This is a genomic window from Methylobacterium symbioticum (assembly GCF_902141845.1).
Lineage (GTDB): Bacteria > Pseudomonadota > Alphaproteobacteria > Rhizobiales > Beijerinckiaceae > Methylobacterium > Methylobacterium symbioticum.
Genome location: NZ_CABFPH010000048.1, coordinates 17,013 through 39,866 on the forward strand (window position 1 = coordinate 17,013; position 22,854 = coordinate 39,866).

Sequence of the window (22,854 nt, forward strand, 5' to 3'; positions counted from 1 at the left end):
GGCGGCCCCCGGGAGGCCGATCCAGGCCCTGGGCAAAGCCCCCCGGACCGCTGGCACCCGAGCGGCTCAGACGTCCTGAGAGGCTGACGAGCGAGCCGGCAGGGTCCAATTCGGACGGACGAAGTGGCAGGTATATCCATCGGGCCGGCGTTCCAGGTAGTCCTGGTGCTCCGGTTCGGCCTCCCAGAACGGACCGGCCGGCGCCACCTCGGTCACGACCTTCCCCGGCCACAGCCCGGAGGCGTCGACATCGGCGATCGTGTCCTCCGCGACGCGGCGCTGATCCTCGTCGACGTAGAAGATGGCCGAGCGGTAGCTGAGGCCCCGGTCGTTACCCTGGCGGTTCAGGGTCGAGGGATCGTGGATCTGGAAGAAGAACTCCAGCATGCGCCGAAAGCTTGTGCGGGCCGGGTCGTAGATGATCTCGATGGCTTCGGCGTGGGTGCCGTGGTTGCGATATGTGGCGTTCGGCACGTCGCCGCCGGTGTATCCGACCCGCGTCGACACCACCCCCTCCTGACGGCGGATCAGGTCCTGCATGCCCCAGAAGCACCCGCCCGCCAGCACCGCTCTCTCCGTCCTCATCGTCATTCCCTGTCCGTTGTCGCCCACGTCGTCCGTATATGGGGGCGCCGATGGCGCTTTGCCTCCCTTCCAGGGCCGCCGCGAACGCTTGGAGCGCGCCTGAGTCGCACGGGATGCCCGCTCTCGGGCATGCGGGAGCCGGCAGCGGAGCCCTGAGCCCCGCTCGGCCTTGGCCCGCTTGGTTCCTTCCATCCATGAAAGGATGCGTTCCGGCGACACCCCTGAACTCAGCCGACCGAAGTAAGATCTCAGAAAGCCGGAATGGCCGAGCATCCACCCATAAACGAAACATGCGGAGGATCGAGATTTGTACGCCAAGACGGCTTTCGAATTCGATCGGCGCCCAACAACCGTGCAAATCCGATTGAAAGATCCCTCCCACGGATTTGGATGCCACGCGATCAAGATTTCCAGATCGAGCCTGCTGATCATGACGGATCAGGTCGGTCATCTTCCCGATGCGTTCCTGGTGGCACTCCATCCAGACGCGGAGCCTCGGCCCTGCGCCGTGGCATGGCGCAGGGGCTCGATGGCGCGGCTCCTGATGCTGGACTGAGTCTCCTGCCGGGAAGGCAGCGGTTATCCCTCAGGCCGACGCGATCATTGCGACCGCGCATGAGGATCAGGCCGAGAATCTGTCAGGGGCGCAAGCATGGCCGAGCAATGCCGCGGGGGCACTGACTGCAAGGACGATCCCGGTATCATCACGATCGACGAACACACGACGGTCGATTGCCTGGTCTTCGATCTGTCCGAGAGCTGGGTCCGTCTGACGATGATGAGCTCGGCGAACGTTCCCGACACCTTCCTGCTCGACGCGCAATGTTTCGGGTCGGGCATCTGCGAGGTGGAATGGCGCACCGACGAAGCGATCGGTGCGCGCCTGCGGCGACTGGGCTGACGAGCCCCCAAGCCGCGGCTCCACGCGACCGGGCGCCCGATTCGGGTCGTACGGCCACGGACGGCCCGCTCGGCCCAGTGCCGCCGGTCGGCGCCGGGGCGATGGCTGCTCCGGATGCTTCACAAACTCAAGATTGAGTTTTCAGGAAATTAATAACTCTTAGGTGAAATCGCTGCGGTGGCTTCACGCTGTGGGGGGACGAGCGACGATGCGAGAGGCGATCGACTGGTCCGGCTTTCCGGAGGAGGCCCGCGAGAAACTCGTGCCTCTCGTGAAGATGGTCGACGCCGACGACGTGATCGTCACACCGCGCCTGCGGGAGGAGGCGCGATCCGCGCTGGCAGAGGTCCGCGCCATCGCAGCCGGAGACCCCGCGATCGTCAAGGCGCTGCGCTGTGTGCGGGATGCAGCCCTCGTGCTGGCCGGCGTGTCGTCCATCGGCGCCGACTCGGAGTTGGCGCGACGCAACTGCATCGAGGCGCTGCAGATCCTCACCGAGGCGTTCCGCGTCGCGTCGACGCGCGGTGCGATCGATGTCCCGGAATAGGCACGGGCGAATCCGGCTCAGGCCTCCCGGCCCGATCCGGTCCCGTTCGCCTCGCAGGGGGAAGCGAACCGGCCCGCCCTCGCAACCGGCGGGCCAGGCGTCGCGAGGCAGTTCGGACGCCTCCCGTCGCTTCGCTCACTGGTTGAGAATGGGCACTCCAGGAATCTCCATCCCGTACCGTCCAGACCAGCCGAGCATCCCCTGCCGGACCGACCTCTCCGCATCGTGAGATGACGGCCGACGATCCGAGGCGCAGCGTGGCCGCTCGATCCCTCTCCCGCCAGAGATCGAGACCCACCTTCAGCCCGCCCGGCCTCGCCGTGGCGGGCGCTTTTGTTCGCGGCGGCCGGGCCGCGATCATTGTCGATATGGTGAAGGCATCCCTAAGAGACGTGGACAAGTGCACCGCTGCGTACATGCTGCGGTTGTCGATCCAGCCGTGAGCGCAGATGAAGGCCTTGGCGGTAAGCAGAGGTTCTGATGAGCGCAAACGACAACGAAGCTGATACCGTTGATGCACAGCCCTCCTACATCGCGTTGACTGCCGAGATTGTATCGGCCTATGTCGCAAACAATCGACTGCAGCCTTCCGAGCTGGAAGCCTTGATCGCGAGTGTGCATGCGATACTTGGCGGCCTCGGCAAGAGTACGGAGCCGGCGGAGCCAGCTTTCGAGAAGCCGACGCCGGCTCAGATCCGCAAGTCCATCACGCCGGACGCGCTGATCTCCTTCATCGACGGCAAAGCCTACAAGACGCTGAAGCGGCATCTCACGAAGCACGGGCTCGATCCGGTCAGCTACAGGCAGCGCTACGGCCTGCCGGCCGACTATCCAGCCACTGCGTCGAGCTATTCGGCGGCGCGCTCCGCATTGGCGCGCGACCTCGGCCTGGGCCGCAAGCCGAAATCCGCTGTGGCCGAGGCGGCCGTTGCCTCGGCGCCGGAGGAGCCTGCAGTCGCTCCAAAGCCGCGCGGGCGCCGCAAGAAGGCCGGCCCAGCCGCGTGAGCCGGAGCCGATGAAGCCCCGGCCAGCGCGTGCCGCCGGAGCTTCTCGCGCTGACGGCGGTGTCCTGCCGTCGCGTTACGCGACCTTCCGGCGGCGCCCGCCGGGCTGAGCCGGCTCCTCTTGGTCCTGGCGCTCCGCCAGGGCGCCGGGCCGGCCGAGGCCGATCTGCTTGGCCAGCGCCGAGCGCTGGGCGGCATAGTTCGGCGCCACCATCGGATAGTCGGCCGGCAGACCGAAGCGCTCGCGATAGGCCCGCGGCTCCAGGCCGTGGCTGGTCAGGTGCCGCTTCAGGGTCTTGTAGGTCTTGCCGTCAAGGAAGCTCACCAGCCCGTCCGGCGTGATGCTCTTCCGGATCTGGGCCGCCGAGGGCTTCTCCACCTCCTCGACCACAGGCGCGGCAGCCGCGCCGGTCGCGAGGCCGACGAGGGCCGCGTGGATGTTCGCGATGAGTGCGCCGAGCTCCGCGGCCGGGACCGAGTTATTCGAGATGTAGGCGGCGACGAGGGCGCCGGTGAGCTCAATGAGTTCGGGCGAACCGCCCGCAGCGTCTTCTGACATCAGCATTTCCCAAGATGCGCCCCGTATGGGGTCGTTCTGTCCCGTTGACCAAGCATCAAGCGAGATGATCCTTAGTTCCATGAAAAACTGACTGCATCAACTGTGGCGCGGCCATGTTTCCGCTTAGCATTATCTCAGTCGACCTATTCCCTGGCGCGTGGGAAACCGTGCATCTGCACCAGCCAGCACCGCATCTGGGAGTGCCAGCGCAACCAGTACGGTAGCGTCGAACGCCGAGGTCGATGCGGCCCATCCGGCGGCGATGCCGGTCGCCATGACGACGGCCGAGAGCGAAGCATGCCTGTCAGCGCCCCGGTCGGAGGCGAAGGCGCTTCAGCGCCGACATGCCGGATAGAGGCCGGGCCTCGTCGCGCGGTGCTCGCCATGACGGCGACGGATCGCTCAACAGACCGAGCGATCCGTATCCTGAACGGACACATGTGCGCGTTCCCGGTGGCTTACCGTTCAGGGTTTGCGCCGGACGCTCAGAGAGAGACGAGGGCTGGAAGCGAACTTCCGCACGCGCCCATCAGGCAACGAACTGACGCTCAGAGGTGCATTGAAACGACGCATTCACGGGCGGAAGGCTCGAGAGGGCCGGTTTGGCAAACAGGTAGCCTTGAAAAAGCTGAATCCCGGCTGCGCGGAGGGCGATCATCTCGCCTACGGTCTCCACCCCTTCTGCGAGAACCGTGATGCCGAGTTCCCGTGCCATCGCAGTCACACAGGCGATGATGGTCTGCCGCGCGGGAGAGCTCGCGATGCCCCGGATCAGTTCCATGTCGAGCTTGATCAGATCCGGCTGAAAACTCGCCAGCAGGTTGAGCCCGGCATAGCCGGCACCAAAGTCGTCGAGTGCTGTCAGAAAGCCCTGCTTGCGGTACTCCTCAATGATCCGCTGCACGTGAGCGACGTCGATCATGCGCTCATTCTCGGTGAATTCGAACATGATCTGCCGCTGCGCGAACCCAACTCGCTGTGCAGCTTGGAGTGTTGCTCGGATGCATGCCGCCGGCTCGTAGACCGCGTTCGGCATGAAATTGATCGAGAGACGCGTGTCGGCATCTGGGAACAGGCTGCCGGCCAGCTCGATGGCTCGGACGCGGCAGGCCTGATCGAATTTGTAGCGGTTGGCCTCGTTCACTTGGCCGAGCACCCAGCCCGCGCCTTGTCCGTCCATGCCTCGCACCAGGGCCTCGTAGCCCCAGACACGTTGCCTTTCGACATCGACGATCGGCTGGAAGGCCATCGTAAAGGAGAATGCGAGTTCAGCACCTCCTTGGCAGCCTTGGCACTTGACGCGCATCAGAGATCCCTTCCTCAAGAAACAACCTAAGTTGGATCTGTGAAGAGCTCGTTAATCATGGACGTAATCGGTATTTTCGGCGGAACCAACATAAGATGTACGAGCGGTGATTTTTAAGATCGGCACGTTGGCTGGCAATTCGGACGTGATGGTTGTTCGGAGCAGCTGCAGGCGATCGCGGGCCGGGTGATCGCGCCAGCAGTGCATCATCACGGTAGACAGGCTCCCCTCGGAAGGCGCCTGCGATGGTGACGGCGTAGCGGTCCCGAGAGGTCTCGACGTTCTCGCCCATCGTTATGTTCGCCCTGCTGATGAAGCTCAGCGCCCACGGCGCGAGGACGATGCGCGCGAGCGGTTCGTCGAACCGGGCGGGCAGTTCCGGGCGGAGCAGCGCGCCCGAGCCGGCAAGCCAGCAGTCCGAGCGCGCCGGCGCGACAGGCGGCGAGCGTCAGGGCAAGGCGAGGGCGTGCCATGTCAGGCGCTTGCCCGCGCGGTGGCCGCTCGCCGCTTGGCAAGCGCGGAGGGCCGAAGAGCGGAGAGAGCGCGGCAGGAGCCATGTCGCGGCCGGTCCGCCGGTGCAGGGATCAGGAGATTTGCCGTTCGACTCCGCTGTCCTAGGTGAGTATCGAGGCAGCCAGAGGAGAGCATATGGCCGATCTGCTGAGCAACACCCAGCTTCGCCGTACCGTTTCAGCGGTGCGGCAGGATGATCGGCAGGTGAAGGCAGCGGCTGTATGGGACGAAGTCGCGGAAGAGCGGCAAGCTCTGGAGGACCGCACATCGCGACTGAGAGCATTGCGGCTCGCGCGGGAGGCGAACGGCCGATCGTGACGAGCTAGGCCGCACCCGACAGCCGAGCGCGTCAGCAGGGGGCAGGCGGCCCGAGTGTCCGGACCGCCTGATCGACCTGCATCAGCACGTCGAGCGCGCGCCAGGGCTTGTCGAGATAGACGGCCCTGCCGGGAAGTTCGGCGAGACGCTCGCCCGCACCGCCTGATGTGACGACGAGACGAATGTTGGGCCAGGAGCGGCTCGCAAGGCTTGCGAGTTGCACACCGTCCATGGCGCCGGCGAGCCGGACGTCCGTGAAGAGCATGGCGACCTCGTCCGGCTGCTCGCCGATCGCACGGATTGCCTCCTCGGCGCTGGCGCAGGCGACGACATCGAGGACCGTTTCCTCCAGCATCGCCACGGCAAGGTCCCGCAGGACCGGATCCGCTTCCGCGACGACGACGATCCGCGTCGGCTGTGACGAGTTCGGCGGAAGGCTGCGATCCCTCCGTCCGAGTGCGTCGCGCTCCCGCAGCAGAAGCACGAGTTCGGTCAGCCGGGGCGGAAGCTCGACCTCGACGAGGCTGTCGTAGGTCGGACCCAGCCGGTGCGCAACGCCGTGCGCCGTCGGGTTCGCTCCCCCGTCCCCCGGGAATGGAAGCACGTCGCTCGCACGATGCATGAACTCTCCCTGCCCGGTGACGGCAGATCACGTCCCGGGTCCGCACGTTAATCCATGTGATTACTCATGGTGAATGAGGCCAGACGGAGATGGTTTCAGCGTCGCAGCAACAAATGCTCTTCTCCTGGAAGGCACGTTGGCCATTGAGTTGAGCGCAACTGAGGCTAATCGGGAAAATTCTCCTTGTTCCTGGGCCGATCGGGCATTCGAGATACTTCAGAAGCCCCTGCCGATCGCAGAGCAATCGGGACCGGATCCAAGTCATTGTTTTTGACGTGCTCTCTTTCACCGAACCGACCTGCACGTCGTCGGCGAGGGCTCTCGTTCCTTGTCAGGGCTCACGAGGTCTGCGATCCGGATCGATTGTGCGACACGGGTCAGAATGCGTCCTGCAGCGCAGGGAGCATGGACCAGACCTCGCCTGATCGGCACGACGATGCTCGCGCATGCTGGAACGCGCGCCGATCCTTCATCATCCGACGAGCCTCGGATCGACGGTGTTCAAGATCATCGTCGTTCCTTGGCCGGCGGCTCTCGAAACGGTCCGTCGACTGAACATGTTGCCATGGCGTGCCTGCGGCACCACCTGCCGAACGTCGGCAGAACAAGCAGGAGGCCCGATGGCACGCTTCATCGCGATCGAACGGAAGACCGGACGCGTCTACGGCGACACGGCACGGTTCGGCTCGAACGGCGAGGTCGTTTCGCCCGCCGACGCCGTCTGCCTGTTCGACCGCCATGCCGGCCGGGCCATGCGCGGCTTCGGGTACGTCAAAGCCGACAGCGATGCGGCGCAGTACGATGTCTTCGAGATCCGCCGTCCCGGCGCCCGGAGCGCCTCGGCCACCGATGCGGAGGCGCAGGCCCTGGTCGAGGATCACGGATCCCTGGCCGCCTCCCTCGTCACCTACAATTCCTGAGCCCGCACCGCGCCCGGCACGCCCAGCCCAGGTTCCAACGGCCCGCTCATCATCTTTGGCCAGTGCTGTCGCACCACACCGAAGAGGGAGGTCCGGCCGAGCAGAGAGCACCGCAAGACGCCGGTTCATCACGCCTCGGGATTAACTGGGATCGCACACCGTGGACGACCCGGCTTTACGATGGGCCCAGCGTAGCCTTACTATCACGCTCCCGTGAACCACACAGGAGGAATCATGAAGACGCTGGCTATGACGGCTCTCGCAGCCGCTTTCGCAGGCTCCGTCCTCATCGCACCGGCGGCCGAGGCACGTCCCGGCTATCGCGGCGGCCACGGCCATCACGGAGGCTACGGGTACCGCGGCGGATATCGTCACTATGGCCACCGGCGCGGTCCCGGTGTCGGCGGCGCTCTGGCCGCAGGGGCCGCGCTCGGCATCATCGGCGGAGCGATCGCAGCCTCCCAGGCGCCGCGCTACTACGCCCCGGCTCCGGCCTACGGCTATTACGACCCCTATTACGGCTACTGATCCGGTTTCCGCTCGATCCAAGCGGTGGCCGTATCAGCAAGCTCGCGCGGCGCGTCGGCGACGTCGACATCCGCCATCCCGAATGGGCCAACCGGATGTCGGAGGAGGGGGCCTGCGCGGCGCTCCTTCCCGCTCCCTCCGGCACTCGCGGCCCGCAGGCCCGATGCCGGGACGGATCGGGCTGGCAGCCCGGCTCACCGCCAGCCGAGCGCCGGGGCGACATGCTTCAGGATGGTCTCGATGACGTGGGCATTGTAGGCCGCGCCCAGCTGGTTCGGCACGGTGAGCAGGAGGGTATCGGCCTCGGCGATGGCCTCGTCGGCCTTCAGGGCATCGATCAGCCGCTCCGGCTCCGCTGCGTAGGAACGGCCGAACACCGCCCGCATGCTGTCGATGATGCCGATCTGGTCGCTGCTCTCGCCGCGTCCGAAATAGGCGCGGTCGCGATCGTTCACGAGGGCGAAGATCGAGCGGGAGACGGAGACGCGGGGCTCGCGGACGTGTCCCGCCTCCGTCCAGGCCTGCCGGTAGCGGCGGATCTGCCGCGCCTGCTGGATGTGGAACGGCTCGCCGGTCTCGTCGGCCTTGAGCGTCGAGCTCTGCAGGTTCATGCCCTGCCGCGCGGCCCAGGCCGCAGTGGCATCGGATGCCGACCCCCACCAGATCCGCTCGCGCAGCCCGTCCGCATGCGGCTCGAGGCGCAGCAGCCCGGGCGGATTGGGGAACATCGGCCGCGGATGGGGCTGCGCGAAGCCCTCTCCTTTCAGCAGGCGGAGAAACACCTCGGCATGCCGCCGCCCCATATCGGCATCGCTCTCGCCCTCGGCCGGAGCGTAGCCGAAATGCCGCCAGCCATCGACGACCTGCTCGGGCGAGCCGCGGCTGATGCCGAGCTGGAGGCGTCCGCCCGCGATCAGATCCGCCGCGCCGGCATCCTCGGCCATGTAGAACGGATTCTCGTAGCGCATGTCGATGACGCCGGTGCCGATCTCGATGCGCCGGGTCCGGGCCCCGATCGCCGCGAGCAGCGGAAAGGGCGAGGCGAGCTGCCGCGCGAAATGATGGACCCGGAAGTAGGCGCCGTCCGCGCCGAGTTCCTCCGCCGCGACGGCGAGATCGATCGACTGGAGCAGGGTGTCGCCCGCGGAGCGGGTTTCCGAATGCGCCGTCGGCGACCAGTGTCCGAACGACAGGAATCCGATTTTCTTCATCATCACATCCGCTCTGGCGGACCGCTCCGCATGCGGCCCGCTGGGCTGGGTTGGGCGGCGGGCTGGAGGGTCCGGGCCCGCCGTCGGCCGGCTCGTCTCCTCTACGCCGCCTTCGGCAATCCCTCCGCCGCCATCGCGGCCTGGACGGCGGCGCGCGTCGAGACGCGCTGCCTGAACGCGCCGAGGCGCGGCCAGGGGGTGAGATCGATGCCCAGATGCGGCGCCCAGCTCAGGACCACGAAGAGGTAGGCGTCGGCAACGGTGAAATCCGAGCCGGTGAGGAAGGAACGGCCATCGGCCAGCGCGGCTCCGACGATCGCGAGCTTGCGATGGAGGTTCGCGACCGCTGCCTCGCGCGCCTCCGGCGCAAGCGCCGCATTGAAGAGCGGTCCGAACGCCTTGTGCAGCTCGGCCGAGATGAAGTTCAGGTGGCCGTTGAGCCGTGCGCGCTCGACCGTGCCGGCGACGGGGGCCAGGGTGCCGGGAGCGTGCCGGTCGGCCAGGTACTGCACGATGGCCGCGCCCTCGGTCAGGACCTCGCCATCCTCGAGCTGCAGCGCCGGGACGTACCCCTTCGGATTGATGGCCGTGAAATCCGCGCCGGACGCGGTCGTCCTGCTCTTGAGGTCGACGGCTTCGAGCGCGAAGGGCAGGCCGAGCTCGCGCAGGACGATATGCGGCGAGAGCGAGCAGGCGCCAGGAGCATAGAAGAGCTTCATGGGATGTCTCCGCTGGGGAACGGCACGGAGCGGTAGACAGGCTCGTTACCTTTGGAAACCCGGTAACTTCCAGTGACCGACGCTTTCGAGTATCGTCCCGGAAACTAGGTTGCCGGCCGGATCCCGGGTGCATGTCATGGCTCTCAAGCTCAGGAAGACGGTTCCCCCACCGCCGGGCTGCCCGATGTCCGCCTGCATGAGCCTGCTGGGCGGGGCCTGGACGCCGGAGATCATCTGGAACCTGAGCGAGGGTGCGCGCCGCTTCTCCGAGCTGCGCCGGGCGATGCCGAAGATCTCGGCCAAGGTGCTGAGCGCGCGCCTGAAGGATCTCGAGGAGCGCGGCGTGCTCGTCCGGTCCGTGCTGGCGACGACGCCGCCGAGCGTGGACTATGCCCTCACCGACCTCGGCGAGGAGCTGATCCCGGCCATCCGGGCGATCGTCGAGGTCGGCTCCAAGTTGCATCTGCGCATGACGTCGCCGGCAGCGGATCGCGCGGCCTGAGACCGGACCGGGGTCGCAAGCCGCCCTCAGACGGCCGAGAACGCATGCGCGAGCGCGGCGACGGTGGCGTCCTCTCCGGCCCTGCCGATGAAGCAGAGGGCGGAGGGCAGGCCGTCGCTTCGCGCCCGTCCGGGAACCGTCACGGCACAGAGGTCGAGCGGGTTCACGAAGTAGGTATAGGTGCCCATCGCGGTGTTCAGCGCCATCGGCTCGGCCAGCATCGCCGCGATCGTGAAGATCGTCGGCACGGTCGGCACGACGAGGGCCTCCGTTCCGGCGAGCATGGCGGCGGCCTGCCGCTTCAGTTGCCGGAGGGTGTAGAGGGCCGTGAAGGCATCGCGCGCGGAGTAGGCGGCGCCCGCCTCGATCGCGTCGCGCACGGCGGGGTGGATCGCGTCGGGCCGCTCGGCGAGGATCGCTCCGTACTCGACCAACCGCTCGGCGACCATGGCGGACTGGAACACGTGGCGGCCGGCCTCCGCGAACGGGCCGAACGCGACCTCGCGGAAGCGGTGACCCTGCCCGGCCAGCACCGCGAGGTTCGCCTCGTAGGCGCGCCGGCTCACGTCGTCCCCGAAGAACGGCATCTCCTCCGGGCGGAACACGGCCAGGGTCGCCGGCCCCTCCGCCCCCTCCGGCCTCTGCGCGCGCCCGATCGTGTCGGCGTCGTCCCGGCTGAACGGATCGAGCGGATCATGCCCGCGGATGAGGTCGAAGATCTCGTAGGCGTCGGGGCAGGTCAGGGCGAAGACCGGGATGCAGTCGAAGAAGCGGCTGTTGAGCACGAGGCCGCGGGTGCTGACGAGACCGAGGGTCGGCTTCAGCCCGACGATCCCGTTGCAGGCGGCCGGAACCCGGCCCGACCCGCCGGTGTCGCTGCCGAGGGCGAACGCCACGAGACCGCGGGCCACGGCGACGGCCGAACCGGAACTCGACCCGCCGGGGATGTAGTCCGGATCGACCGCGTTGCGGCAGAGCGGCTCCGGGCTGCGGGTGCCGTTCAGCCCCGTGGCGAACTGGTCCATCGTGTTCTTGCCGACGAGGACGGCACCGGCCTGCTCGAGCCGGGCGACCGCGGGCGCGCTCTCCTCCGGGAGGATCGAGAAGGCCGGGCAGTTGCAGGTCGTCTCCAGGCCGGCGACGTGCAGGTTGTCCTTGACGGAGAAGGTGAGACCGAGGAGCGGCAGCGCCTCGCCGGCCGCTGCCCGGGCCTGAAGCGCCTCGGCCTTGGCCAGAGCCGTCTCCCGCGGGACCAGGGCGGTGAAGATGCCGTCGTGGGCGCAGGCCGCCGCGCGCCGCCAGCTCTCGGCGACCAGATCGACCGGGGAGGCGCCGTCCCGGAGGGCCGCACGGACCGATGCGAAGTCGAGGGGAAGCGATTCGAGGGTCATGACCCGTCCTGATTCGGGGTGGCGCAAGCGGCGGAGACGGTCAGCGCTTGCCTTCCCAGTGGACGATCCGGCGTCCGAGGAGAGCGATGGCGCGGTCGCTCGCCAGTCCGATGAGGCCGACGAGGACGATCCCGGCGAAGACGTAGGTGGTGCGGAAGAAGCTCGACGCGTCGAGGATGAGGAAGCCGAGTCCCCGGTCGCCGCCCAGCAGCTCGGCCGCGACGAGGATCGTCAGCGCCGTGCCCATCGCGACGCGCAGGCCGGTCATGATCTGCGGCAGCGCCGAGGGCAGCACGACGAAGCGGAAGGCCTGGACGCGGCTCGCGCCCATCGAGCGGGCGGCGCGCAGGGCATCCAGGCTGCAGGCCCGGGCGCCGGCCTGGGCGTTCACCATCGCGATCAGGAAGACGGACAGGAAGATCAGCAGGATCTTCGAGGCCTCGCCGATCCCGAACCACAGGATGAAGAGCGGGATCAGCCCGAGCGGCGGGATCGGCCGGACGAGTTCGGAGGGAACGAGGAACAGGGCGTCGATCTCGGCCACGCGGCCGCGCAGGAGGCCGAGCACGGTGCCGAGGAGGGCGCCGCCGCAGAAGGCGATGCCGACCCGCCGCAGGCTCGCCAGCACGTGGGTCGCGAGGTCGACCCCGGAATAGCCGTGGCCGACCATGTCTCCCAGGCTCGCCAGTACGGCGAGCGGGGAGGGCAGGATCATCGGCGTCGCCAGACCCTGCGCCGTCACCAGTGCCCAGAGGGCGAGGAGCGTCAGGGGCGAGAGGACGGCGAGGATCCAGTAGCGGCGCCGGGCCGCGGCAGCGTTGGCGCTCATGGTTCCTCCGGTCGGTGGCCTCAGCCGGTGTGGCGCATGCGCCGGTAGATCGTCTCGCGCAGGCGCAGGAAGCCCGGCGCGAGGCGGTTCTCGGGGGCGGCCCGCGGCGCCGGCAGATCGACGTCGAAGGTCTCGAACCGGCCCTCGCGGATATCCTCGAGGAGAAAGATCCGGTCGCCGAGGAAGACGGCCTCGTCGATGCTGTGCGTGACGAAGACGACCGTGCAGCCGGTCCTGTCGCGGATGCGCAGGACTTCCTCCTGGAGCGCCTCGCGGGTCTGCACGTCGAGGGCCGAGAAGGGCTCGTCCATCAGCATCACCCGCGGCCGGGCCGCGAGCACCCGGGCGAGGCCGACGCGCTGGCGCATGCCGCCGGAGAGCGCGTAGGGGTAGGCGTCCTCCCGGCCCGCGAGCCCGACGAGGGCGGCCATCTCCTCCGCGACCCGCCGCCGCTCCCGCTTCGGCCGCCCGGCGCAGCGCAGGCTGAAGGCGATGTTCTCGGCGACGCTCATCCAGTCGAACAGGGCCGCCGCCTGGAAGACGACGCCCCGGTCCGGCCCCGGCCCGGCGATCGCGCGGCCGTCGAGCAGGGCGACGCCCTCGGTGGGCGCGAGGAAGCCGGCGATCATGTTGAGGATCGTGGTCTTGCCGCAGCCCGAGGGACCGAGCAGCGCGACGATCTCGCCCGGAGCGACGCGGAAGGAGACGTCGCGCATCACCCTGCGGCCGTCATAGGCGAAGCCGACCCGGTCGAAGGCGAGGACCGACCGCGCCGCCGCCGACAGGGAAGCGGCCATGGCAGCAGCGACGGGGGCAGCGCTGGAGGCAGGCGAGGGGAGTGCCCCCGGCTCCGGAGGCGGCCGCACCACGCGCAGGGCCGTGCGGATCATTGCGACGGGCCCTTCGAGGTGGCGGCGAGGTAGGTCTGGATCGGCTTGGTGTCGAACAGCCCGGCCCAGTCGGCGGGCGCGGCCTGGATGCGCTTCTCGGCGACGAGGAAGGCCGCAATGCCGTGCAGGTGCTTCATCAGCCGGGACTCGCCCTCCTGGCCGGGCGCGCCGAGGAAATCGGCGGTGAGGGTCTGCCGGAAGCTCGGATGCGCCACGCTCTGGCCGGCCACCAGCGCGTCGAAGTCCGGCCCGCTCATGCCGATGCGCTTGGCCTCGGCCGCCCGCACGGCGGCCGGGTCGGCGCCATAGTCCGCCTGTGCCGCGTCCCAGGCCTTGAGGAAGCGCTGCACGGTCTCGGGCGAGCCCGTCACGAAGGGCTTGCGGGCCACCCAGACGCCGCCGGTGATCATGCCGAGGCTCTTCGTCGTGGCGATCGCCTTGGCGCCCTGGCGCTCCATGGCGCCGGCATTCGGCTCCCAGACGAAGGCGGCATCGATCTGGCCCGCCGCGTAGGCGGGCGGCATGTTGGCGGGGGTGAGGTTCACGAGGCGCACGTCCTCGGCCTTGAGCCCGGCCTGTGCGAGGGCGCGCAGCAGGTGGTAATGGCTGGTCGAGCCGATCGCGACGCCGATCCGCTTTCCCTTCAGGTCGGCGGGGCTCGCGATGCCGGCAGCCGGGTTGGCCACGAGCCGCACGTTGGTGGCGTCGGTCCGCTCCATGAACAGGATCTCGATCGGCAGGCCGTTGGCGTAGCCCGTCACCGCCGGGAACTCGCCCATCCAGGCGAGGTCCACCTCACCCGCCGCCAGAGCCGGCAGCATGGCCGGACCGGCCGGGAACTGCGCCAGGGTGACGGCAAGGCCCTCCTTCTCGAACAGGCCGGCGGCGACGGCGTGCGAGAGCAGGACGTTCACCTCGCCCGTCTGGAAGCCGATGCGGATCGGCAGCTTGTCCTGTGCCGTCGCCGGCGGGGTTCCGAACAGCAGGGCGCCGACGAGGGCGAGCCAGAGGGCGAGGCGTGTCATGGGCGGTCTCCGGGCCGGAAGGGGCTTCACGCGGTTCCGAGCAGGTCGAGGATCGTGAGGGCGAGAATGCGGGTGGCGGCCACCGCCTTGTCGATGTCGACGTACTCGTTGATCGGCGGCCAGCCGTCCTCGCCGGGCCCGAAGGTGATCGCGGCGTGGCCGCGCTCGGCGAAGCGGATCGTGTCGTTGAAGGCGTTCTTGCGGTAGATGCGCGGCGCCTCGCCGAGCAGGCGCCCGTAGGCGCGGGCGAGCGCGGCGGTGGGATCGGCCGCCTCGTCCTGTTCCAGGGTCCCGTCGACGAAGAGCGCGCCGGGATAGGGCCGCGCCTCGGCCCGCAGCTCGGGATCGGCCTCCGCTGCGGCCTCGATCACCGCGCGGATGTCGGCCATCACGCTCTCGGGGCTCATGCCGGGCAGGATGCCGACCACCGCGATCACGGCGCGGCAGACGTCGGGGGTGAACTGCATCTCCCGGGGCAGGCCGCCCGAGACGCGCAGGATCGCGGTGCGCGGCGGCGTTCCGCCGGCGAGCCGCGCAGCCCGGTGCGTGAAGCTCATGGTCTCGAGGGAACCGAGCAGGCGCGCCATCGTGGCGACGGCGTTCACGCCGGTATCCGGCCGCCAGAGATGGGTCTTCACCCCCCGCGTCTCGATCTCGACGAGGTAATGGCCGCCATTGGCCACGGCGACGCCCATGCCCCAGGAGCCGTCGGCCCTCGTCCAGCCGGTCGGCTCGCAGACGATGGTGTAGTCGGCCTCGAGCCCCTGCTCGTCGAGGAGGAAGATCGAGCCGTCCGGCCCGTTCTTCTCCTCGTCGACGGTGTAGACGCATTTCAGCGTCCCCTTCAGGCGGATGCCGGCCTCGCGGATCGCCCGCACCGCGAGGAGCGTGCAGGCGAGGTTGCCGCGGGTATCGGAGGTGCCGCGGGCGTAGAGGCGGTTCCCGTGGCGGGTCGGCCGGAAGGGATGGCCGCCGGTCATGGTCCAGGCCGACCATTCGCCCGCCGGGTAGGTGTCGAGATGGTCGTTCAGGATCAGCGCGGGCGCCGCCGGGTCGCTGCCAGGCAGCACGCCCACGACGTTCGGCCGCCCGGGCCGCTTGGCGACGAGATCGACCGGGATGTCCAGGCTCCGCAGGATGTCGGCGATGAACAGGGCCGCGCCCTCCTCGCGGGCGGGCGGCTCGTCCGGATCGAGCGGGTTCTCGGCCTCGGGCTGCCCGGCCGGGATCAGGGCACAGGCGAGGTCGAGCCAGGCCGCCTCGTCGATCCGCTCCAGGACCCGGCGCTCGATCTCGCCGAGATCCGCGCCTGCGCTCGTGTCCGATCCCACGTCGTATCCCACGTCGTGCTTGTCCCGTTCTGTGATGAGCCCCGCGCGCCGCGAATCGTCGCGTGGCTCCGGGCCGGGTTCAGGCTTCGCGAAGACTATCCGCGGCGATCCGGGACCGGGCGGCAATCACACGAAACCTGTCGGATAATTGCCTTCATCGAAGGATGCTGCCCGCCCTATCGCCAGGGATGCGTATTCCTTGATCAGGGATCGCGCAGTTCCTAGGCCGCTCCCGCGAGCGGCAGGCCGAGCGGCGTGAGGCGCGGCAGCGGCGGCCTGCCGTCCCGCGGGCGCAGCAGGTCCAGGCAGCGCCGCTTCAGGGCGACGAAGTCCGGATCGGTGACGAGGTCGCGCCCGCGCGGCCGGGGGAAGGCGAGGGGGATGTCCTCCAGGATGCGCCCCGGCCGGGCCGACATCACCAGCACCCGGTCGCCGAGGAACAGGGCCTCGTCGATGTCGTGGGTGACGAAGACCACCGTGGTCGGCAGGCGCGTCCAGATGTCGAGCAGCACTTCCTGCATCATCAGCCGCGTCTGCGCGTCCAGCGCCCCGAACGGCTCGTCCATCAGGAGCACGCGCGGCTGGTTGATCAGCACCCGCGCGATCTCGACCCGCTGCTGCATGCCGCCCGACAATTCGGACGGGTAACGATCGGCGAAGTCGGCGAGGCCGACGAGCGCCAGGAATTCCCGCGCCTGGGCCAGCCGCTCGGCCCGCGGAACCCCGCGCATCTTGGGACCGAAGGCGACGTTGTCGAGGACACGCCGCCAGGGCAGCAGCGTGTGCTGCTGGAACACGATGCCGCGCTCCGGATGCGGCCCCGCCACCGGCTCGCCGTCGAGGGCGAGGCTGCCGCGGGCGAGGGCGAGATGCCCGGCGAGCGCCCCGAGCAGGGTCGATTTCCCGCAGCCCGAGGGCCCGAGCAGGCAGACGAATTGGCGCGGCGGGATGGCGAGGTCGATGTCCCGCACCACCTCGAAGGCGGCAGCCCCCCCGCCGAGACGGATCGCGCCCCCGGCGATCGCGATGCGGCCCGCGGGCGGCTCCTCCGTGTAGGCCCCCGTCATGACCGTCCTCCCGCGCGCGTCCAGGGCATGGCGAGATGGCCGGCGGCACGCACCGCGACGCTCGAACCCATGCCGAGCAGGCCGATCAGAAGCATGCCGACGACGATGTCGTCGTAGTTCTGCAAGGTGTAGGATTCCCAGGTGAAGTATCCGATCCCGTACTGGCCGGAGATCATCTCGGCGGTGACGAGGCAGAACCAGGCCGTGCCCATGCCGATCGCCGCGCCGGTGACGATGCTGGGCAGTGCCGCCGGGATCACCACCTCGCGCAGGATCGCGGCCCGCCCCGCGCCGAGGCTGCGGGCCGAGGCGACGAGGCGGGGACTCGCGGCCTCCGCCCCGTGCACGGTGTTGAGGAGGATCGGGAACAGCGCGCCCGTGAAGGTGATGAACACCATCGAGGCTTCCGAGGAGGGGAACATCAGGATCGCGAGCGGGATCCAGGCCACCGCCGGGATCGGCCGCAGCACTTCGAGGGGCGGCAGCAGGAGGTCGCCCGCGAGCCGCGAGCGGCCGATGGCGAGGCCGAGGCCGATCCCCGCGGCGAGTGCCGCCAGGAAGCCGCCGAGCACCCGCACCAGGCTCGCCCCCACATGGGCGCCGAGCTTAGGCGAATGCGCCAGCGCCCAGGCCGCCCGCGCCACGTCGGCCGGGGTCGGCAGGGTGCGGAAGGTGACGAGGCCGAGATCGAGCCTGTGACTCGCGGCGAGGTGCCAGGCGAGGAGGCCGAGGCCGAGCGCCGCCGCGCGCGTGGCGAGGCGGCGCAGCGGCAGGCGGGGCCGGTCGCGTCGGCTCTCCGCCCTCGGCGCCGCCAGGGCGGCGCCCGGCGTTTCGAGGGTCGCGGCGCTCATCGGGCGCTCAGCCGCGCCACGCCCGCCCGGGCGGCGGCGAAATCGAGCACCTCGCCGCCATGCGCCCTGGCGAAGTCCTCGGCATCGCCCTTGAGCAGGAAGGCGCTCAGGCGCCGCTCGGCATCCCGCACGTACCACCCTTGCGCCGCGAACAGCTTGATCCCGCTGGTGCGGTCCTGCGCGTAGACGACCCGGGCGCTGCCGCCCTCCCGCTCGAGGGCGGCGAGGGCGGCGAGCGCGCCTTCCGGCGAGGCGTAGTGGCGGACGGTCGCCTCGCCCTTCACCCAGATCTGGGCGACGCGGGAGACGTCGGTGATCGGCTGGCCGGTCGCGGCGTCGGAGGCCGCCAGCGGCGTCTGCGCGTAGTCCCTGAGGCGGGCCTCGTAGTCGATCCCCGCCTGGGCGGCGGCGGCGCGCACGAAGCGATCCTCCACGAAGCGGTCGACGTCGAGGTCGCCCTCCGCCTTCTTGAGCAGCGTCAGGGTCTCGATCGAGGTCTTCAGCGCCTGCCGGTACTCGGGCTTCCAGGTGATGTCGCGGGTCTGCAGGCCGAGCGGCCCGTGGAACAGGTAGGCGACCTCGGCCTCGATCCCGGTCACGCGCTCGATCAGCTCGGCGTAGCGCTCGGGCTCGGCCGCCACCAGCCGGTCCGCCTCGATCGCGGCGCGCAGATAGGCGGTGACGATCTCGGGGTAGCGCTCCGCATAGGCTCCGTCGACGAGGGAGCCGTGGAAGGTCGGGGCGTTGGATTGCGAGCCGTCGTAGATCTTCCGCGCGATGCCGCGCCAGGGGAACAGCTCGGCGAAGGGCACGAAGTCGGCATGGGCGTCGATCTTGTTGGCCTTGAGCGCCGAGCCCGCCACCTCCGGCGCCTGCGTGATGATGGTGACGTCGCGCTCCGGGTCCCAGCCCTGCGCCGTCACGGCCCGCAGCAGCAGGCCGTGGGCGGTCGAGGCGAAGGGCACCGAGATGGTCTTGCCCTTCAGCGCGGCGAAGGACTGCACCGGTGAGGCGACCGGCACCACGACGCCGTTGCCGCTGCCTTTCACGCTGCCCGAGAGCACGCTGAGGAACAGGCTGCGTCGGCCGGCCTTGGCGAAGGCGGCCCCGTTCAGGGCCCCGGGGAAGTCGGCCATGGCGCCGAGGTCGAGCTTTCCGGCGACCATCTCGTTGGTCAGGGGCGCGCCGCTGGTGAAGTTGCGCCACTGGATGTCGTAGGTCGCGTCTTTGTACTTGCCATCCCGCGGCAGGAACTTCTCCAGAAGCTTCAGCTCGCGGATCAGCAGGCCGCCGGTGGCGCAGTTGATCGTGGTGTCCTGCGTGCCCACGGCCACGCGGATGGTCTCGGCCCGCGCCGTCGTGACGAGGGCGGAGGCTGCCAGGACGGCGGCGGCAAGTCGGCGGAGGGAGGACACGCGGGCGGCTCCGGTACGAGGGCGAGAGGTCCGACCGGCGGCGGGCTCACCTCGGGCGAGCCCGCCTCTGCGCCGCAGGACAGGGCGAATGTTCGCGCCTCCCCAGGGCGGCAAACCAGCAATTAATTGCGGAGCGCCAGAAGAGATTTCGTAGAACCGCGATATACGGAAGTTGAAGAAAATGAATCTCCGCGCCGATGCCGGGCAGAGATGAAATTCCACACCTGGGCCAATGTTTGGAATGGTTCGAGACCGCGGCGCACGCATAGTTGTGAGGCCAATTTTGCCCCCAGGACCCTCATGCCATGTCGTCCGCGCTCGTCGCCCTGATCGCCCCGCCGCGCGTGCCCGCGCCGCTGATCTCGAGCGCCCTGTTCCTGAGCGAGAGCACCGAGGGCCTGGACGAGGGCGCCGGCTTCCTCGACGGCCTGGCGCCGGCCGAGACCGCCCGCTTGCGCGCCGCCGGCCGCACGATCGTGCTGGCGCCGGGGCAGAGCGTCTTCGCGCAGGGCGAGCCGCATGCGGGCATCTTCCTGATCGAGGAGGGGCGGGTCCGGGTCTTCTATACGGGGCCGTCGGGCCGGCAGATCACCCTGGCCTACTGGACGCCCGGGCACTTCATCGGCGGCCCGAGCCTGACGGGGGGCGGCCGGCACCAGTGGTCGGGCGAGGCGATCGAAGCCTGCCGCGTCACCGCCCTGTCCGCAGCGACGCTCCGCACCCTGATCCGGCAGATGCCGGACTTCGCCCTGTGCCTGATCGAGGCGCTGGAGGCCAAGGGCCGATGCTACACCGCCATGGCGCAGATGCTGGGCACGCGCTCGGTCATCGAGCGGCTGGCGCAGATCCTCCTGAACCTCGGCGACCTGTATGGCCGGACGGAGGGCGGGACATGCGTGATCGAGCGGCGCATCACGCATGACGAGCTCGCCGCCCTGATCGGATCCACGCGCCAATGGGTGACGATGATGCTGAAGCGCTTCCAGGCGGACGGCATCATCACGATCGACAAGGCCGCCATCCGCCTCGTCCGCGCGGACAGGCTTCAGGCCATCGTCCAGTCCGCGCGTTAGAGCATCGTCCGCGGACCTGGCTGCCGGGTCCGGCCCCGTCAGAGATCGGGGGCCGGGCCCGGATCCGCCGGCACGGCGGCGATCCCGGCGCCCGCGGCCCAGGCGGCGAGATCCTGCTTGCGGATCGCGGCCGCCATCATGTCGGGGAAGAGGTCCGGCGTGCAGGCGAAGGCCGGCACGCCGAGCGCCGCGAGCCGCGCCGCCAGCGCCCGGTCGTAGGCCGGAGCGCCCTCGTCGGAGAGGGCGAGCAGGGCCACCATCTGGACGCCCGAGGCCGCGAGGCGCTGCGCCCGGGCGAGCAGCCCCGCCGCGACGCCGCCCTCGTAGAGGTCGGAGATCAGGACGAGGATCGTGTCCTCCGGCCGCGTGATGCGGGATTCGCAGTAGCCGACCGCGCGGTTGATGTCGGTGCCGCCGCCGAGCTGGACGGAGAACAGCACCTCGACCGGATCGTCGAGGGACTCGGAGAGGTCGACCACCTCGGTGTCGAACACCACGAGCCGGGTCGAGACCGCGGGCAGCGAGGCCATCACCGCGCCGAAGATGCTCGAATAGACCACGGAGTTGGCCATCGAGCCGGACTGGTCGATGCACAGGACCACGTCCTTGAGCGAGCCGCGGCTCTTGCGGCCGTGGCCGAGGCGCGTCTCCGGGATGATGGTGCGGTACTCCGCCTGGTAGTGGCGCAGGTTCGCCCGGATGGTGCGGTTCCAGTCGATCTCGGCGTGGCGTGGGCGGCGGTTGACGCTCGCCCGGTCGATCGCCCCGTTCACCGCCTGCCGCAGGGGCTCCTCGAGCTTGCGCAGGAGCGCCTCGACGACCTTGCGCACCACGAAGCGGGCGGTGTCCTTGGTCCGGCCTCCGAGCAGGCCGCGCATCGCGATCAGCGTCGAGACGAGCGCGACGTCGGGCACGACCGCCTCCAGCATCTCGGGCTCGGTCAGCATGCGCTTGAGGTCGAGCCGCTCGAAGGCGTCGCGCTGCATCACCTGCACGACGGAGGCCGGGAAATAGTCGCGGATGTCGCCGAGCCAGCGCGGCACGGACGGCGCCGAGCTGCCCAGTCCGCCGCGACGGTCGGAATCGTAGAGGGCGCCGAGCGCCCGGTCGAGGCCCTGGTCCCGCTCGGAGAGGGCGCAGCCGGTGCCCTCGGCGGCCCCCCCGCCGAGAACGAGGCGCCAGCGGCGCAGGCGCTCGGTCTGGCTCACGGCCTCGCTCTCGCTCAAGGCGTATCCTCCGTCGTCGCGGGCTCGGGCCCGAGGAGCAGGCGCAGGATCGGCAGCACCCGCGCGGCGCGCGCGGCGTCGAACGCAGGGCCGGCCCCTTCCGTCCGTCCGCCATCCGGCCGGGCCAGGGCCTCGCCGATCGCCCGCCGCTCGGCCGGGGCGATGGTCGCGAAGGTCCGGCGCACCAGCGGCAGCAAGGTGGTGAAGGCCTCCGCGTCGAGGCCGCAGAGCCACGCGTCCACCACCGCGAGCAGGCCCTGCCCGTGGATCAGGGCGGTGCCGCTCGCCTCCAGGAAGCCCTCGATCCAGGCGGCGGCCGCCACGGCGCCCGCCGCGCGCGACAGGGCACGGCGCAGGCGGTCCCCCGCCTCGTCCGTCGAGAGCGCGCGGTCGTCGTAGAGCAGGCGCACGGCACGCCCGACCACGCGGCCATGGACATGCTCCTGGTCGGCCAGGCCCCGCAGGGCCTCCTGCCAGATGTCCTTCAGCGCGGCCTCCTCCAAGAGGGCCACCGCCTGCGCGACGGCGACGATGCGTGCCGTCGCGGCGGCGGCCGCGTCGTCGTCGAGGCTCTGGCAGGCGGCCGCCAGCCCGGCGGCCGCACGCGGCACCAGCCCGCGCAGCACGGCGAGGACCGGCGCGGTGTCGGAGGCGCGCACCGAGCCGTAGCGGGCGAGCTCGGCGAGCGGCGGCAGCGCTTCCATCAGGTCGAACACGTCCGCCGAGCGCGCCGCGCGATCGTCGAGGGCCTGCACCACCGCGGCGCTCGCCGCGGCGAGGTCGGCGTCGAGGAGGGTGCCGATCAATCCGGCGAGCTCGGCGACCCGGGTCGCCCGCTGCGCCGTGGTGCGCACGCGCGCGGCGGCGGCCTCGGCCACCGTGCCACCCTCGGCGGAGGCGGCGACGAGCTCCACCACCCATTCGGGTTGCCAGGCGAGGAACCAGACCTCCTTGAAGGTGCCGCGGCCGCGCGCCTGCCGCCGGTTGCCCCAGGGGATGCCGATGAGCCGGAGCCGGTTGAGGAAATGGCTGCGGGCGAGGTCGGTCTCCTTGCGCAGGTCGAGGGTGATCTCGCCGGCATCCGCGCCCGGCTTGAGGCGCAAGCGCCGGCACTGCGCCTCGAAATCCGCCTCGACCGGGGTGCCGGGGCTGTCGGGCGGCGTGGCGCCGAGGCGCTCGCCGATCACGAGCTTGCGCCGGATCAGCGCCATCGGCGCCGGATCGGCGAAGCAGAGAGTCGCCTGCGCCGCCTCGTCGAGATCCTCGAGCGAGGGCCGCGCCCGGCCGCGGAAGCCCGCCAGCGCCTCGGCGAGGCGGGCCGCCCCGCTCACCCCGGCCCGCGCGGGGGCGGGGGCGGGCCCGCGCCGGAGCGCGGGGGCCCCGGCGGGCCCGCGGGGGGCGGCGCCGCCCCCCTGGTGCCCCCCGGGGTCGGACCATTCGGGCGGGGGGACCCCCGCGCGGCGGCCGGGGGGCGCGGCCCGCCGCGCCCCCGGGCACGGCCCCCCGGCGCCGGCGGCCCTG

At 70.1% G+C, this 22,854-nt stretch carries 25 protein-coding genes; 9 read left to right on the top strand and 16 right to left on the bottom strand.

From position 1 onward, the window contains the following. Positions 1 to 66: 66 nt before the first annotated feature. A complete protein-coding gene (msrA, locus tag MET9862_RS16485; RefSeq protein WP_142584021.1) occupies positions 67 to 585 on the bottom strand; it encodes a peptide-methionine (S)-S-oxide reductase MsrA in 519 nt (172 codons plus the stop codon). 307 nt (positions 586 to 892) lie between these two features. Between msrA and MET9862_RS16490 the strand changes: the two genes are divergently transcribed. From MET9862_RS16490 to MET9862_RS16505, 4 genes are all read left to right on the top strand, one after another. Continuing rightward, a complete protein-coding gene (locus MET9862_RS16490; RefSeq protein WP_142584001.1) occupies positions 893 to 1,141 on the top strand; it encodes a hypothetical protein in 249 nt (82 codons plus the stop codon). Between the two features lie 96 nt (positions 1,142 to 1,237). Further along, positions 1,238 to 1,486: a PilZ domain-containing protein gene (locus MET9862_RS16495; protein ID WP_142584002.1), complete on the top strand. Its 249-nt coding sequence runs from the start codon at positions 1,238 to 1,240 to the stop codon at positions 1,484 to 1,486. A gap of 208 nt (positions 1,487 to 1,694) precedes the next feature. Then, positions 1,695 to 2,033 (top strand): hypothetical protein, encoded by a 339-nt coding sequence (locus tag MET9862_RS16500; protein WP_142584003.1) that lies wholly within the window; start codon positions 1,695 to 1,697, stop codon positions 2,031 to 2,033. 480 nt (positions 2,034 to 2,513) lie between these two features. After that, positions 2,514 to 3,038, top strand: a complete 525-nt coding sequence (locus MET9862_RS16505) for a Ros/MucR family transcriptional regulator (protein ID WP_142584004.1) — start codon at positions 2,514 to 2,516, stop codon at positions 3,036 to 3,038. Between the two features lie 75 nt (positions 3,039 to 3,113). On the opposite strand, the gene MET9862_RS16510 is transcribed toward MET9862_RS16505, so the two are convergent. Both MET9862_RS16510 and MET9862_RS16515 read right to left on the bottom strand, forming a co-directional pair. Beyond that, positions 3,114 to 3,596 carry a Ros/MucR family transcriptional regulator gene (locus MET9862_RS16510; protein ID WP_142584005.1) on the bottom strand — a complete coding sequence of 161 codons (483 nt, stop codon included), beginning with the start codon at positions 3,594 to 3,596 and terminating at the stop codon, positions 3,114 to 3,116. 529 nt (positions 3,597 to 4,125) lie between these two features. Next, positions 4,126 to 4,902, bottom strand: a complete 777-nt coding sequence (locus tag MET9862_RS16515; RefSeq protein ID WP_142584006.1) for an EAL domain-containing protein — start codon at positions 4,900 to 4,902, stop codon at positions 4,126 to 4,128. Between the two features lie 648 nt (positions 4,903 to 5,550). Here MET9862_RS16515 and MET9862_RS16520 point away from each other — a divergent pair. Next, on the top strand, positions 5,551 to 5,733 hold the full coding sequence (locus MET9862_RS16520; protein ID WP_142584007.1) for a hypothetical protein: 183 nt from the start codon (positions 5,551 to 5,553) through the stop codon (positions 5,731 to 5,733). Positions 5,734 to 5,764: 31 nt separating this feature from the next. Here the strand turns inward: MET9862_RS16520 and MET9862_RS16525 are convergent, their stop codons facing one another. Next, a complete protein-coding gene (locus tag MET9862_RS16525; RefSeq protein ID WP_142584008.1) occupies positions 5,765 to 6,355 on the bottom strand; it encodes a response regulator in 591 nt (196 codons plus the stop codon). A gap of 620 nt (positions 6,356 to 6,975) precedes the next feature. On the opposite strand from MET9862_RS16525, the gene MET9862_RS16530 reads away from it, so the two are divergent. Both MET9862_RS16530 and MET9862_RS16535 read left to right on the top strand, forming a co-directional pair. Beyond that, positions 6,976 to 7,275, top strand: coding sequence for an RNA-binding protein (locus MET9862_RS16530; protein WP_142584009.1), 300 nt, complete (start codon positions 6,976 to 6,978; stop codon positions 7,273 to 7,275). Between the two features lie 234 nt (positions 7,276 to 7,509). After that, entirely contained in the window at positions 7,510 to 7,803 is a 294-nt protein-coding gene (locus tag MET9862_RS16535; RefSeq protein ID WP_142584010.1) for a hypothetical protein, read from the top strand. Positions 7,804 to 7,997: 194 nt separating this feature from the next. Here MET9862_RS16535 and MET9862_RS16540 read toward each other — a convergent pair whose 3' ends face one another. Both MET9862_RS16540 and gstA read right to left on the bottom strand, forming a co-directional pair. Beyond that, entirely contained in the window at positions 7,998 to 9,014 is a 1,017-nt protein-coding gene (locus MET9862_RS16540; protein ID WP_142584022.1) for an LLM class flavin-dependent oxidoreductase, read from the bottom strand. Positions 9,015 to 9,115: 101 nt separating this feature from the next. Next, positions 9,116 to 9,733 carry a glutathione transferase GstA gene (gene gstA, locus MET9862_RS16545; protein WP_142584011.1) on the bottom strand — a complete coding sequence of 206 codons (618 nt, stop codon included), beginning with the start codon at positions 9,731 to 9,733 and terminating at the stop codon, positions 9,116 to 9,118. A 196-nt stretch (positions 9,734 to 9,929) separates the two neighbouring features. Between gstA and MET9862_RS16550 the strand changes: the two genes are divergently transcribed. Beyond that, a complete protein-coding gene (locus MET9862_RS16550) occupies positions 9,930 to 10,235 on the top strand; it encodes a winged helix-turn-helix transcriptional regulator (protein WP_244612747.1) in 306 nt (101 codons plus the stop codon). Between the two features lie 26 nt (positions 10,236 to 10,261). Here the strand turns inward: MET9862_RS16550 and MET9862_RS16555 are convergent, their stop codons facing one another. The 8 genes from MET9862_RS16555 to MET9862_RS16590 form a co-directional block, all read right to left on the bottom strand. Next, positions 10,262 to 11,626 carry an allophanate hydrolase gene (locus MET9862_RS16555; protein ID WP_142584013.1) on the bottom strand — a complete coding sequence of 455 codons (1,365 nt, stop codon included), beginning with the start codon at positions 11,624 to 11,626 and terminating at the stop codon, positions 10,262 to 10,264. 40 nt (positions 11,627 to 11,666) lie between these two features. Then, positions 11,667 to 12,455, bottom strand: a complete 789-nt coding sequence (locus MET9862_RS16560) for an ABC transporter permease (RefSeq protein WP_185156890.1) — start codon at positions 12,453 to 12,455, stop codon at positions 11,667 to 11,669. A gap of 20 nt (positions 12,456 to 12,475) precedes the next feature. Then, positions 12,476 to 13,252: an ABC transporter ATP-binding protein gene (locus MET9862_RS16565; protein WP_244612748.1), complete on the bottom strand. Its 777-nt coding sequence runs from the start codon at positions 13,250 to 13,252 to the stop codon at positions 12,476 to 12,478. Between the two features lie 89 nt (positions 13,253 to 13,341). After that, positions 13,342 to 14,370, bottom strand: coding sequence for a taurine ABC transporter substrate-binding protein (locus tag MET9862_RS16570; protein WP_142584014.1), 1,029 nt, complete (start codon positions 14,368 to 14,370; stop codon positions 13,342 to 13,344). A 26-nt stretch (positions 14,371 to 14,396) separates the two neighbouring features. Then, positions 14,397 to 15,701 (bottom strand): M20 family metallopeptidase, encoded by a 1,305-nt coding sequence (locus tag MET9862_RS16575; RefSeq protein WP_142584015.1) that lies wholly within the window; start codon positions 15,699 to 15,701, stop codon positions 14,397 to 14,399. Between the two features lie 221 nt (positions 15,702 to 15,922). Then, positions 15,923 to 16,768 carry an ABC transporter ATP-binding protein gene (locus MET9862_RS16580; RefSeq protein ID WP_142584016.1) on the bottom strand — a complete coding sequence of 282 codons (846 nt, stop codon included), beginning with the start codon at positions 16,766 to 16,768 and terminating at the stop codon, positions 15,923 to 15,925. After that, a complete protein-coding gene (locus tag MET9862_RS16585) occupies positions 16,765 to 17,619 on the bottom strand; it encodes an ABC transporter permease (RefSeq protein WP_142584017.1) in 855 nt (284 codons plus the stop codon). Before MET9862_RS16585 ends, MET9862_RS16580 begins: the two co-directional genes overlap by 4 nt. After that, on the bottom strand, positions 17,616 to 19,034 hold the full coding sequence (locus MET9862_RS16590; protein ID WP_142584018.1) for an ABC transporter substrate-binding protein: 1,419 nt from the start codon (positions 19,032 to 19,034) through the stop codon (positions 17,616 to 17,618). Before MET9862_RS16590 ends, MET9862_RS16585 begins: the two co-directional genes overlap by 4 nt. Positions 19,035 to 19,339: 305 nt before the next feature. Here MET9862_RS16590 and MET9862_RS16595 point away from each other — a divergent pair, with 305 nt between their 5' ends. Further along, a complete protein-coding gene (locus tag MET9862_RS16595; protein ID WP_142584019.1) occupies positions 19,340 to 20,107 on the top strand; it encodes a Crp/Fnr family transcriptional regulator in 768 nt (255 codons plus the stop codon). Positions 20,108 to 20,145: 38 nt separating this feature from the next. Here MET9862_RS16595 and MET9862_RS16600 read toward each other — a convergent pair whose 3' ends face one another. After that, on the bottom strand, positions 20,146 to 21,315 hold the full coding sequence (locus MET9862_RS16600) for a VWA domain-containing protein (RefSeq protein WP_142584025.1): 1,170 nt from the start codon (positions 21,313 to 21,315) through the stop codon (positions 20,146 to 20,148). Between the two features lie 14 nt (positions 21,316 to 21,329). Beyond that, positions 21,330 to 22,854 (bottom strand): DUF5682 family protein (locus MET9862_RS16605; protein WP_280178975.1); only part of this gene is annotated, 1,525 nt, incomplete at its 5' end.